Source organism: Streptomyces sp. B21-083 (assembly GCF_036898825.1).
GTDB lineage: Bacteria > Actinomycetota > Actinomycetes > Streptomycetales > Streptomycetaceae > Streptomyces.
This window is the reverse complement of record NZ_JARUND010000001.1, coordinates 1,470,850-1,483,318: the sequence shown is the minus strand read 5'-3', so window position 1 is coordinate 1,483,318 and position 12,469 is coordinate 1,470,850. Positions and strand designations below refer to the sequence as shown.

Sequence of the window (12,469 nt, the reverse complement as noted above, 5' to 3'; positions counted from 1 at the left end):
TCCCAGTTAAGGAAAGCGACATGAGCATCACGGTCAACGGCATCGACGAACTCAAGAAGCTCGCCGGCAGCGACCTCGGCACCAGTGAGTGGATCGAGGTCACCCAGGAGCGCATCAACACCTTCGCCGACGCGACCGGCGACCACCAGTGGATCCACGTGGACCCGGAGAAGGCCGCGGCGGGCCCCTTCGGCGCTCCCATCGCCCACGGCTACCTCACCCTCTCCCTCTTCATCCCGCTCTTCACCGAGCTGCTGGACGTCCAGGGCGTCACCACGAAGGTCAACTACGGCCTCAACAAGGTGCGTTTCCCCTCACCCGTGAAGGCCGGCTCGAAGATCCGCCTGGTCGGCAGGCTGGCCGAGGTCGAGGACGTACCGGGCGGTGTGCAGATCACCGTCGACGGCACGATCGAGATCGAGGGCGCCCCGAAGCCGGCGGCCGTGCTGCAGAGCCTGTCCCGCTTCTACGCCTGATCCGCTCCGGCGGCGCCCCAGATCCGGAGGATCCTCACGCACGGGCATGAGGTCGAGACGACGTCCGGCCGGTTGGCCGCGCCGGTGCGCCTTGCGCCGTCCGAGCGCGGCGCACCATCCGGGTCGGAGGCGAACGGGTCCCCGGTCCATCGACGCCCGCCGCCCCGCGCCAACACGTCGATGTCCCGTCAGCCCGTGACCTGCCGGTACGAGTACACGGTGGTCGCCAGTGCGCAGATGCCCGGCTGGACGACCTGGGCGCGCAGGGTGCCGGTGTTCGTGTCGTAGTCGACGCCCTCCGCCTCGTACGCCGTCCCCGTGCAGGCGCTGCGCTGCGGAAGGGCGAACAGGCTCGTCACGTGCCCGGCGACCGGCTTGCCGTCCACCGCGCGGGACAGGTCGACCTGGAGCACCGGCCGGACCTCCGGGAACAGGGTGCCCGAGCTGTCGTCCGAGGCGCACAGCAGCCGGGTCGCGGTGACGAAGTCACAGCCCTGGATGTCCCGGACGGTCCTGTCCAGGGTGATCTGGCCCGCCTGCGCCAGCGCGCCGCCCGTGGTGGGGGTGGACGCGTTGAGGAGCGGCGCCGGGAACACCTGGAGGCGTCCTTGGTCGCCCCATTCGCCCGACACCAGCCACTGGTTGTCGGGCGAGACGGCGGCGAAGGAGTTGTTCAGCTTCTCGCCGGAGTCGAGCTGGTGCGTGTACTGGTAGCGCTGCCCCGCCGGGGTGGTGACCGCGAACATCTTGGACGTGGCGGTGTCCGACCCCTGGTAGGCGTCGAACACATACCCGTTCGCGATGTCCGGGTCACCGATGTGGTTCCAGCCGGCGATACGCAGGTCCAGCGGGATCGACGTGAGCCCGCGGTACAGGAGCGTGCCGTCCGCGCGGGAGGCCAGCCCCTGACCGCTGCCCAGGGAGTCGACCTGGCCGGAGCCTGTCTCCGTCCACGGCGCGTCGGCGGCGGACGCCGCTCCACCACCGCCGAGCGCGAGCGCTCCGGACAGACCTAATAACGCGGCCAGGGACAGGAGTTGACGCCTCATCAGTCAGCCACCTACGACGTCGACGAACACGGGGTTCGAATAGAACCACGTATCGGCCCACGGGTCACCGTTTCCGGGCTCGTGGACGATCGGCCCGTGCGGGTCCACCGAGGCGCCGAGGTAACCGGCGCCGTGCCGGTTGCCGTCGCTGCCGCGCAGCCGGACGTAGAACGACTCGTCACCGGCGGTCAGCGGCACGCGCAGGGTGTACGTCCCCGTGCGCCCCGTCACGTCCTTCGACTTCACGACCTTGGTGTCCGGCGCCTGCCAGGTGTCCCGGTCGGCGACCGGACCGCGCACCGCGCCCCGGATCACGTCGACGTGCGCCAACTCGGGCAGGATCCCCTGCGGGTTGAGACGGGAGGCGGTGGTCACGGTGATGTTCAGCGTGAGCTTCTCACCCCGGCGGACCCGGATCCGGCCGCCCAGCGTGACACCCCGGCCGAACTCGCAGTCGCGCGTCAGCCGCACGTCGAGGCCGTCCAGCAGATGACCGTGGTCCAGCCAGACCCGGCCCGCGCGCATACCGTCCATCACCGCGCGGTAGCCGTAGCGCGTGACGCCCACGTGGGTGCGGCTGAACTGGCCGGGCCAGAAGTCGCTGCCGGGCTGCGGGGTGTCGGTGTTCACCGGGTCGGGCAGCTTGCCGGTGTTGTCGAAGTTCTTCCCGGCCGGCCAGTCGCCGTTCTTCCAGGTGTCGAAGACGATCCGGTGCGCGTCGGAGTTCGTGGTGATCGAGAACAGGCTGCCTTCGGCCAGCATCGAGTCCCACAGACCGCCGACCGTCGCGGTCGCCCAGTCGAAGCCGCCGTACGTCAGATAGCCGTCCGCCGGATAGCCCTGCCAGGACTGCGCCGTCGGCTTGTTCTCGTACTCGCCGCGGATCGAGTTGGCCCCGCGCCAGCCGGGGATGGCCGCGCCCTGGGCGCCGGGCGCGCCCTCCATGCCGATCATGATCTCGGGGGCCGCGTCCCGCCAGCCCCGCATCTCGTGCGGGGAGTCGATGCCCAGACGCATCGGATGGTTGGCGAGAACCAGCACGTCGTCGACGTACCCGGTGCGCCTCTGCTCCGCCAGCCACCGAATCGCCTTGACGGCGTGCGCCTCGTTGCGGGCGGTGTCCGTCGCGCCGGCCGAGCCCTCGGTGTAGCCGAGCAGCTTGCCGTCATAGGCGCTCTCGAACTTGGTGAGCAGATCGACCTCGTGCCGGCCGGGCGGCGAGAAGACCGTGCAGTGCTCGGCGCCCGGGATGTACCACTCCAGGCCCTGGAAGATCAGCTGACGCGGGTTCTCGGCGCGCGCCTTGAGGATCTCGGCGTGCTCCAGCGGGGCGCCGTACTGGGCGTGCCCGAAGTTGGAGTGCTCGGTGAACACCATCCAGTCGAGGCCGAACTTCTCGCCCTCCGCCGCCAGTTGGGAGAACGTGTACTTGGCGTCGTGGCTGTACACAGTGTGGATGTGATGATCGCCGACGAGGTAGGCGAGGCGCGGGTCATGGCCGCCGAGCCGATGCGGGCCGGCCGCGGCGGAAGCGGGCGTCGCCAGTGACCCGGCGGCGAACGCGGCGCCCAACAGGCCTGCGCGGTGCAGGAGTTGACGCCGGGAAACGCCCTGGGCGTCGAGTCCGGCGGGGGAGACGGCGGGGTCGGCCCAGGCGGGCAGCTGCTGCTCTGTCATGGTCTTGGGTTCCTCGGGAGCTGGAGAGTCGTGGAGTCCAGGAGGCTTGGCGGACCCCGACGGTGTGGGTCAGTGGTTCATGAACGAGCTGACGGGCAGCGCCCGTTCGACGATCCGTACGTCGCCGAGGCGGGCGTGCAGGATCTGGTCGATCTTGCCCGCGTACTCGTAGCCGCCGAGCAGCCACGGCAGCCCGACCGAGGTGATGCCGGTCGAGGTCGCCGTCGGGTTGCGGACCACCGGGCAGCCCTGGACGTACAGCGTGGTGTGCCTGCCGTCGTTGACGACCGCGAGGTGCCACCAGGTCTCCAGCGGTGTCTCCTGGCCCCAGTTGGTGGCGATGCCCTGCTGGTTGAGGGGCCGCATGGCCCACTGGGGCTCGCGGTCGTTGGAGAGGGACAGGGTGGCGAGCGGCTCGTCCGGGTCGTCGCCGGTCTTGCCCGCCGCGCCGCCCGTACCGGTACGGCTGACCACTCCGGCCCAGGCGTGGTGCGAGGGGTCCCAGTCGGCGGGCAGCCGGTAGAACGCCTCGATGGTGTAACCGGACCTGAATGTAGCCGAGTTGAGGGGCGCGCCGTCGACCATGCGCAGATAGGCGCCCTTCAACGGTGACTTGAAGCCGTTGAAGTCGAGGCTGCCGTGGCCGGGCTGGTCCGGGTGATGGTCGCTGGACCAGTTCAGCGTGCCGCCGCCGACCGACACCAGGGTGAGATCGTTGCCGTGGCCGGACCGGTCGCGGACCGTGCCGGTGAGGGCGGCCCCGTCCGTCTGCCCGTCGAAGCGCCAGTAGGCGACCGTGCCCGGGATCACCATCTTCGACGCCGGGCGGGCGGAACGCGTGGGCGCCGGGGCGAAGCCGGCGAAGCGCTCGGCGAAGTCGATGTCGACGGAGAACCGGTCGGCGTCGCCGCTCAGTTCGATCTCCTGCCGCTCCAGCTCGTTGAGGCCCTTCCCGGCCCGGCCGAGGATCCACGGGGAGACCGTCTCCACGTCGATGGTGTTCCGGTCGAGGTCGAAACGGTAGAGGCGGATCATCGCCGCGCCGCCGAAGTAACGGTTCTGATAGTTCGTCAGATGCAGCTCGACGTCATGTCCCGCCGCGTTCTTGCGCGTCGCCCGCCCGGCGGGCCAGTAGTGCCCGTTGAGGGTGAGGAAGATCTGGTCGTGGTCGGCGATCAGCCGGTCCCACAGCTGCTGCCCGTAGTCGGACAGGGAGTCGTCCTCCACGACCAGCTCGTGTGTCGTGAGGATCACCGGCAGGGCCGGGTGCTTCGCCAGGACGTCCTTCGCCCACGCGTACCCCTTGTCCGACAGCCGCCAGTCCAGCGCGAGGACCAGCCACTCCCGCCCGGCCGCCCGGAACACATGGAAGGTGTTGTAACCGTCGGCCGAAGCGCCGCCGAAGGTCCGCTTCCCCTTGAACCGGTCCGGCCCGAACACGTCGAGATACGGGGAGGCGCCCCGCTGGTCGGTGGTGGAGGACTTCACGTCGTGGTTGCCCGCGACGACGCTGTAGCCGACGCCCCGCCGGTCCAGGAGCCGGAACGCCTCGCCGATCGCGGCGACCTCCGGCGCGGCGCCGTTCTGGGTGAGGTCACCCAGGTGGGACAGGAACACGATGTTCTCGTCCCGCCCGTGCTCCAGCAGATAGCGCAGGGACGCCTCGACGGGCGCCTTGTCGATGCTCGGCCCGTCGAACAGGTACTGGGTGTCGGGCATCACGGCGAGCGTGAACCGGCGGCTGTCGGTGTCGGGCCGCCACGACGAGCGTGCCTTGTCCGTCACGGCCTCGGCGGCCGTCGGCAGGGCGACGGACGTGGTCGCCGCCGCCCCGATCAGCGCGGTCGCGCGCAGGAAGGTACGCCGACCGGCGCCCGCCTGGGGTGCTTCGAGGGCAGGTTCGTGCCCGGACTCGTGCGAGGTGCACACAACTGACTCCGTAAGAGGTTCTGTGAGGTGAGAGGAGGTGTGTGGGGGGAGGGGCTGTCGTCAGAGCGTGCGAAGAGTCCAGGCCCACCGATGGGTGCCCGGCTGCAGGAGATAGGAGGGGAAGGTGTCGGGACCGCACGACGCCGTGCCGAGCCCGCGGTGTGCCGCGTCGATGTGCACCACGCAGCCGAGCCGGGGCCGCAGCTGGTCGTGGTGGGTGGCGGCGGCCAGCTCCTCGGCTCGGTACCGGGTCACGGAGACCTGGCGCGGCCGGTCCAGCACGACCGAGAGACCGGTGGCGTCCGGCGCCGACAGCCTGAACTGTCGTACACCGTGCCGTCCGCCGCTCTCCTGCGGTCGCAGATAGGGGGTGAACAGGGAGTCCACGGGCGCCGAGTGATGCCCGACCGGCGCTCCGGCGGCGCGGTCCGGATAGGACTCCCAGGGGCCCTGCCCGTACCACTCCAGCAGGTCGAGCCCGGACACCGTCTCGAACACGGAGCCGACCCGCGCCACGTCGGTGTACGCGTCCGGCAGCTCGACGGTCTCCTCGACGCGGATGCCGCCCTGGACCGGGGTGAACACCTGCTCGTGTCGGATCACCCCCGCGTTCGCGGCGTACTCGGCGAGCACGGTGACCCTTCCGCCGTCGCGCCGCACGTCGACGGCCTTGCGGACGAGGGTGTCGAGGCCCCAGTCCTGCCAGCGGGCCGCCATTCCGCCCAGCTCGTCGTTGTCGGTCGGAGCCCGCCACAGGGACAGCACCGGCGCCGAGGCCAGCAGCGGATGGATCAGCAGCCCGTCGCCGTCGACCCGGATCCCCGGTCCCGCGACCACCGTCTCCGACATCTCGTCCGCCGGCCGCAGCAGCAGCTGGGGCACGCAGATCTCGGTGCCGCGCGGTGCCCACGGCTCGTCGCCGGCCGTCGTCACCCGCAGGGTCAGCCAGGCCTCGCCGCCGTCCGCCGGCAGCTCGAAGGGCAGCGGCACAGCCGCCGTCTCGCCGGGCCGCAGGTCGGGCAGTTCGGCCGGCGCGGTCAGGGTACGGCCGTCCGCGAGCGCCAGTTCCCAGGTGCCCGCGAGCCAGTCCAGGCCCCGGAAGCACTGGTGGTTGGCGACCACGAGCCCCTCGTGTCGGAAGGCCTCCAGACGTACCGGAGCCGCGATCTCCCGGTGTTCGTACATGACCGGCTTGGGGGTGCGGTCGGGGAAGACGACACCGTCGGCGATGAAGGCGCCGTCGTGGATCGTCTCGCCGAAGTCGCCGCCGTACGCCCAGCGCATGCCGGGGGCGGCGACACCGTTGTCATAGAGCCCGGCGCCCGCGCGCCCGGCAGGTCTGCCGCTGTTCACGGACTGAAGGATTCCGTGGTCCCAGAACTCCCAGATGAACCCGCCCTGAAGTCCCGGCGTGGACTCGATGGCGGCCCAGTGGTCCGCGAGCGTGCCGTTGCTGTTGCCCATGGCGTGCGAGTACTCGCACTGGACGATCGGCTTGGTCTGCTCGCCGGACATCGCGTGCGCGACACAGTCCTCCAGCGGCGCGTACATCGGACACGCGATGTCGGAGGCGACCGCCGGATCGGCCCAGCCGAGCTTGGCCGCGCCCTCGTACTGGAGCGGCCGGGTCGGATCGTGACGGCGCAGCCAGCCCGCCGCCGCGTCGTGGTTCGCCCCGTAGTCGGACTCGTTGCCCAGCGACCAGATGATGACCGACGGATGGTTCTTGTCCCGCAGGACCATCCGCGAGACCCGGTCCACGAAGGCGTTCAGATAACGCGGGTCGTCGGCGATCTCGTGGGCGTGGTCGTGCGACTCGATGTCCGCCTCGTCGACCACGTAGAAGCCCAGCTCGTCCGCGAGGTCGTACAGCGCCGGGTCGTTCGGATAGTGCGCGGTGCGTATCGCGTTGAACCCGAACCGCTTCAGCAGGACGAGATCGGCGCGCTGGTCGTCGTACGACACGGTCCGCCCGGTCAGCGGATGGAAGTCGTGCCGGTTGACGCCCCGGACGTAGATCCGCTCGCCGTTGACCAGCAGGTCCCGGCCGACGATCTCGACGTCCCGGAAACCGACGCGCTGGTACGCGGTGTCGGCGACCGTTCCGTCGGCGCGGTGCAGCCGGACGGTCAGGCCGTAGAGCTCGGGTGTCTCGGCGTTCCAGGTGCGTACGTCGGACACGTGTGCGCACAGCCGGGGCTCGCCGAGGAAGTCGGAGACGCGGTCGTCCTCGGCGTTGAGGCGGTCGAACTCGGCGTCCTGGAGGAGGAGTTCGCCGTCGATCTCGCCGGTGACGTACCACCCCTCGGGCAGCGCGCCGCCCGCGTCCCGCACCCGGCAGTCCACTCGCAGCTCACCCGAGGCCGGCGCGCGCACGGTGACGTCCGCGAGATACAGCGGGTCCGTCGCGTACAGCAGCACCGAGCGGGTGATACCGCCGTGCCACCACTGGTCCTGGTCCTCGATGTGGGTCGCGTCGGACCACTTGACGACCGTCAGCCGCAGCGTCGCGGACCCGCCCGGCCAGACGAGGTCGGAGAGGTCGAACTCGGCTGCCAGATGGGAGTCCTTGGAGATACCGACCGGCCGCCCGTCGACGTGCACGAGCAGCACGCTCTCGGCGGCGCCGACCTGGAGCACGATCCGCCGGCCCGCCCACTCGGCCGGAATGTCGAACTCACGCTCGTACACGCCTGTGGGGTTAGCCATGGGGGAGTCGGGCGGGAAGTCGGCCCACGGCATCTGTACGTTCGTGTACCAGGGCAGGTCGTCGGTGTCCTGGAGGGTCCAGGCGCCGGGGACCCGGGCCGAGGACCAGTCGTCGCCCACCTCGGACGTCGGCGTCGGGAGCAGTTGGAAGCGCCAGTCGCCGTCCAGGGAGCGTGCCTGGGCACGCCGGTCGACGGCGTTCATGGGCAGCCGCCCCCAGGAGGTCACCTCGGGTGACTCCCAGGGGCGCAGGTCCAGCAGCGGATCACTGGTCATCCGCGGACGGCTCCCTTCGCGAGGTCGCCGATGATCTGCTTGGCGCCGACCGCGAACACGATCAGCAGCGGGACGAGGGCGAGCAGGGCGCCGGTCATCACGATGCCGTAGTCGGTGGTGCCGTGGGTGCCGTTGAGCTGGGACAGCGCGACCTGCAGGGTCACGTTGTCGGGGTTGGTGAGGGAGATCAGGGGCCAGGCGAAGTCGTTCCACTGGCCCATGAAGGTGAAGATGCCGAGGAACGCGAGACCGGGGCGGACCACCGGCAGCGCCACATGCCAGTACTGGCGCAGGAAGTTCGCGCCGTCGAGCTTGGAGGCGTCGAGCAGCTCGTCGTGGATGGCCGTCTTCATGTACTGGCGCATCCAGAAGATGCCGAAGGCGTTGGCGGCGGCCGGCACGATCAGTGCGGTCATCGAGCCGATCCAGCCGATCTTCGCCATGACGACGAACTGCGGGATGACCGACAGCTGCGCCGGGACCATGAAGATCACCATGAGCAGCCCGAACAGCAGTCCCTTGCCGGGGAACTCGAACTTGGCGAAGACGAAGGCGGCGAGCGAGTCGAAGAGCAGGACCAGGAAGGTCACCGACACCGCGACCAGCAGCGAGTTCCACATCGACCCGAAGAAGTCGATGGCGTCGAACAGGTTGCGGACGTTCTCCAGGAAGTGTGTGCCCGGCAACAGCTTCGGCGGGTACGAGAAGATCTCCGTCGAGCTGTGCGTCGACATGATGACGGCCCAGTAGAACGGGAAGGCCGAGACCAGCGTGCCGATGATCAGCGGGAGGTGCAGCGCGATCCCTCTGCGGCGGGATCCTTTGATGGATGCCATGATGCGCGCCCTTCCTAGTCGCCCCGGCGCTGCACGAGGCGCCAGTTGATGATCGAGAAGAGGACGACGACGAGGAAGATGCCCCACGCCACCGCGGCTCCGTACCCGAAGTCGTTGTTGTCGAAGGTCTGCTGGAAGAAGTAGAGGACCATCGTCTGGCCCGAGTGGCCCGGCCCGCCCGCGAACGTCGAGTCGTTCGAAGAGGTCTGCAGCAGGACCTGTGGTTCGGAGAAGCTCTGCAGGCCCGTGACCGTCGAGACGACGAGCACGAACAGCAGCGTCGGCCGCAGCAGCGGCAGCGTGATCCGGAAGAAGGTCTGGACGGGGCCGGCGCCGTCCATGCGCGCCGCCTCGTACAGCTCGCTCGGGACCGTCTGGAGCCCGGCGAGGAAGATGATGGCGTTGTAGCCGGTCCACTGCCAGGTCATCAGGGCCGCGATGGTGACCTTGATGCCCCACGGTGTGTTCAGCCACGCCACCTGGTCGATCCCCACCACATGCAGGACGGCGTTCACCATGCCGGCGTTGGTGGAGAAGATCGAGCCGAAGACGATCGCGATGGCGACGACCGAGGTGACGTTCGGCAGGAAGTACGCGACGCGGTACAGGCTCTTGAACCGGACCGCCGAGTTGAGCATCACGGCCGTGACCATCGCCAGGATGATCATCGGGAAGGTGGCCAGCGCCCAGATGATGATCGTGTTGCCGATCGAGTTCCAGAAGTCGCTGTCGCTCAGCAAATACTGGTACTGCGACAGCCCGGCCCACTCCATCGAGCCGAGGCCGTCCCAGCGGTGGAAGGACAGATAGAGCGAGAAGCCGACCGGGAAGAGTCCGAAGCCGAGGAAGATCAGATAGAAGGGGGAGATGGCCACGTACAGGTGCCAGTACTTGCGCAGGCCTTTCTTGGGCCCGACCGGGGCGGGCCGGGTCACCACGGACGGGGTCTGCTCGATGACAGCCATCAGTAGCTCACCCCCAGGTGCTTCGCGATGCGACGGCACTTGCTCATGGCGTCACTCCATGCCTTCTTCGGGTCCTTGCCGAGGACGCCGACGTTCTTGATCTCGTCCTTGAGGGGTGTCCCGAGCGCGATGTCGAACGGGCTGTTGTAGGCGACCACGATCTTCTGCGCGGCGGGTCCGAAGACGTCGGTCGTGACCTGACCACCGAAGAAGGGGTCGGGTTCCCGCATCTGTTTCAGACCGTAGGAGGCGGGCGTGGAGGGGAAGAGACCCGCGTCGACGTAACCCTGGGCCTGGTTGGCCGCGTCGAGGATCCAGGTGATGATCCGGAACGCCTGTTCGGGGTCCCGGCAGGCCTTGGTGACCGACAGGAACGAGCCGCCGTTGTTGGCGGGCCGCACGGGCATCTGCGCCACCCGCCATCTGCCCTTGGTCTTCGGCACGCCGTTCTTGATGTCGAAGCTGGCCCAGGAGGCGTTCAGCTGGCTCGGCAGCTTGCCGTCCTGGATGGCCGACAGCTGGTCAGGGGTGCCGCTCACCAGGTCCGAGACGATCCTGCGCTGCTTGGCCTCGACGGCGAGCGCCCAGGCGCGGCGCACATGTTCCTGGTCGCCGATGAAGTGGCGGTCCTTGTCGACGTACCGCTTCGCGCCCTGCTGTACGACGTTCTCGAAGACCGAGTTGATGTCGGTGAGCAGCTTCGCTCCCGACACCCGCTTGCCGAGCTGCTCGCCCGCGGCGAAGAACTTCTCCCAGGTGTCCATCCCCTCGGACACGTCGGCGGGCTCGTACGGCAGACCCGCCTTCTGGAACACGTCGTACTGGTAGAAGTGCGCGACCGGCCCGCAGTCGATCGGGAAGCCGACCATCGTGCCGTCGTCGGCGATGCCCTGGTCCCACTTCCAGGGCAGGTACTGGCTCTTGTACTTCTCAGCGCCCAGCGTCCGCAGGTCGACGAACTGGTCCGCGTTCGGCAGATAGGCGGCCATGTCCTCGCCCTTGAGCCCCGCTATGTCGGGGACATGGGCCTGGCCGGTGATGGTGGTGATGAGCTTGGAGCGGTACTGGCCGCCGATCTGGATGGCCCGGAGGTCGACGGAGCTGTCGTACCGGGCCTTCGCGTTCTTGACAACGGTGTCGCTCAGCCCGCCGCTCCAGTACCACAGGACCATGTCGCGCCCGGTGGAGCCGGTCGGAACGGCGCAGCCGGTCGCCAGGCCGCCGAGCGCTGTGGCGGCCGTGCCGGCCAGCCCCGCGCGCAGCAGGCCTCTTCGTGAGAGCTGCACAGCTCCCACCGCCTTTCGGATGTTCGGTGCGTGCGTAAGGGGAAACGCCAGTGGGGGGCGCGTAAAGGGGACAGGGCAGTGGGGGAGGCAGGTCTCAGGGGTGCAGGTCTCAGGGGTGGCAGGTCGCAGGGGTGATGGGTGTCAGGGGGTGACGGATCTCAGGGGGTGACGGGTGCGAACCGCACCGGCGGTCCCGGGTCGGCCGGCAGCCGGTCGGCCAGGAAGCCGTAGGTCCGCCGCAGCTCGGGGTCGTCGAGCGTGTGCCACCAGCGGTGGATGTGATACCAGCCGGGTGCGGCGAGCGCCCCGCCGTGCTGCCGTACGGAGAGGGAGGCGGCCAGTACGGCGAACCGCAGCCGTTCCTCCAGCGGCCAGCCGCCGAGCGAGGCGGCGACGAAACTGGCGCCGAACACGTCACCGGCGCCCGTGGAGTCCACGACGTCCACGGCCAGGGCCGGCACCTCCGCGTACTCGCCGCTCGTCTGGTCCACGGCGATCGCGCCGTCACCGCCCCGGGTGACGACGGCCACCGGGACCAGCTCGCTGAGTGTGCCCAGCGCGGCGACCGCGGTGTCCGTGCGGGTGTACGCCATCGCCTCGGTCTCGTTGGGGAGGAAGGCGTGGCACAGGGCGAGCTGGTCGAGCAGGTCGGAGGACCACACCTGGGTGGGGTCCCAGCCGACGTCCGCGTAGATCCGCGTGCCGTTCGCCGACGCCTTGGCCAGCCAGCGGTGGGGCTCGGCCTCCAGATGCACCAGGGCGGTGCGCGCCTCGGGCGGGTCGCCCAGCAGGGTCTCCTGGGAGTACGGGGGCGGCTGCCCGTGGGTGATCAGGGCGCGGTCGCCGTCGTAGGCGAGCGAGACGGTGACGGGGGTGTGCCAGTCGTCCGCGGTGCGCGAGAGCGAGAGGTCGACGCCCTCCTGGCCGGCGAGGACGCTGCGGCAGTGGGCGCCGTACGCGTCGTCCCCGAAGACGGTGGCCAGGGAGGTCTTCAGACCGTACCGGGCGGCGGCCACGGCGAGGTTCGCGATCCCGCCGGGGCTGGTGCCCATCCCCGACGTCCAGATCTCCTCGCCGGGCGTCGGGGGCTGGCCCAGGCCGGTGAGGACGAGGTCGAAGAAGAGCAGCCCGGTCAGCAGCACATCGGGCCGTTCGTCGTCCACGCGTGCATCCTCTCGTCAAAACTCGTCATTTGATGACCGGAATCGTGCGCGCCTTCCGGAGATTTGGCAAGAGTCGAGCAGAAGCAAGCATAGAAATGATTGA

9 protein-coding genes are annotated in these 12,469 nt (G+C 69.5%); 1 reads left to right on the top strand and 8 read right to left on the bottom strand.

Annotated elements, in window-relative coordinates; genetic code table 11:
* Window positions 1-20 precede the first annotated feature (20 nt).
* Entirely contained in the window at window positions 21-476 is a 456-nt protein-coding gene (locus QA861_RS06485; protein WP_334587246.1) for a MaoC family dehydratase, read from the top strand.
* A gap of 188 nt (window positions 477-664) precedes the next feature.
* Here the strand turns inward: QA861_RS06485 and QA861_RS06480 are convergent, their stop codons facing one another.
* The 8 genes from QA861_RS06480 to QA861_RS06445 all read right to left on the bottom strand — a co-directional run bounded on the left by QA861_RS06480 (window position 665) and on the right by QA861_RS06445 (window position 12,366).
* A complete protein-coding gene (locus tag QA861_RS06480) occupies window positions 665-1,525 on the bottom strand; it encodes a hypothetical protein (protein ID WP_334587245.1) in 861 nt (286 codons plus the stop codon).
* Between the two features lie 3 nt (window positions 1,526-1,528).
* Window positions 1,529-3,202 (bottom strand): PHP domain-containing protein, encoded by a 1,674-nt coding sequence (locus tag QA861_RS06475; RefSeq protein ID WP_334587243.1) that lies wholly within the window; start codon window positions 3,200-3,202, stop codon window positions 1,529-1,531.
* A 69-nt stretch (window positions 3,203-3,271) separates the two neighbouring features.
* The gene (locus QA861_RS06470) at window positions 3,272-5,131 is read right to left on the bottom strand and encodes a LamG-like jellyroll fold domain-containing protein (protein WP_334587242.1); all 1,860 of its coding nucleotides are present in this window, start codon (window positions 5,129-5,131) and stop codon (window positions 3,272-3,274) included.
* Window positions 5,132-5,191: 60 nt separating this feature from the next.
* The gene (locus QA861_RS06465) at window positions 5,192-8,116 is read right to left on the bottom strand and encodes a glycoside hydrolase family 2 TIM barrel-domain containing protein (RefSeq protein WP_334587241.1); all 2,925 of its coding nucleotides are present in this window, start codon (window positions 8,114-8,116) and stop codon (window positions 5,192-5,194) included.
* Window positions 8,113-8,952: a carbohydrate ABC transporter permease gene (locus QA861_RS06460; RefSeq protein WP_334587240.1), complete on the bottom strand. Its 840-nt coding sequence runs from the start codon at window positions 8,950-8,952 to the stop codon at window positions 8,113-8,115. The genes QA861_RS06465 and QA861_RS06460 overlap by 4 nt, the downstream gene beginning before the upstream one ends.
* A gap of 14 nt (window positions 8,953-8,966) precedes the next feature.
* Window positions 8,967-9,917, bottom strand: a complete 951-nt coding sequence (locus QA861_RS06455; protein WP_334587239.1) for a carbohydrate ABC transporter permease — start codon at window positions 9,915-9,917, stop codon at window positions 8,967-8,969.
* On the bottom strand, window positions 9,917-11,203 hold the full coding sequence (locus QA861_RS06450) for an ABC transporter substrate-binding protein (RefSeq protein ID WP_334587238.1): 1,287 nt from the start codon (window positions 11,201-11,203) through the stop codon (window positions 9,917-9,919). The genes QA861_RS06455 and QA861_RS06450 overlap by 1 nt, the downstream gene beginning before the upstream one ends.
* A gap of 158 nt (window positions 11,204-11,361) precedes the next feature.
* A complete protein-coding gene (locus QA861_RS06445) occupies window positions 11,362-12,366 on the bottom strand; it encodes a carbohydrate kinase family protein (protein ID WP_334587237.1) in 1,005 nt (334 codons plus the stop codon).
* Window positions 12,367-12,469: the final 103 nt, after the last annotated feature.

What these genes read in the sequence shown, in the direction of transcription:
- QA861_RS06485 (WP_334587246.1), top strand. Translation starts at nt 21, where the DNA reads ATGAGCATCACGGTCAACGGCATCGACGAACTCAAGAAGCTCGCCGGC.
- QA861_RS06480 (WP_334587245.1), bottom strand. Translation starts at nt 1,525, where the DNA reads ATGAGGCGTCAACTCCTGTCCCTGGCCGCGTTATTAGGTCTGTCCGGA.
- QA861_RS06455 (WP_334587239.1), bottom strand. Translation starts at nt 9,917, where the DNA reads ATGGCTGTCATCGAGCAGACCCCGTCCGTGGTGACCCGGCCCGCCCCG.
- QA861_RS06475 (WP_334587243.1), bottom strand. Translation starts at nt 3,202, where the DNA reads ATGACAGAGCAGCAGCTGCCCGCCTGGGCCGACCCCGCCGTCTCCCCC.
- QA861_RS06465 (WP_334587241.1), bottom strand. Translation starts at nt 8,116, where the DNA reads ATGACCAGTGATCCGCTGCTGGACCTGCGCCCCTGGGAGTCACCCGAG.
- QA861_RS06460 (WP_334587240.1), bottom strand. Translation starts at nt 8,952, where the DNA reads ATGGCATCCATCAAAGGATCCCGCCGCAGAGGGATCGCGCTGCACCTC.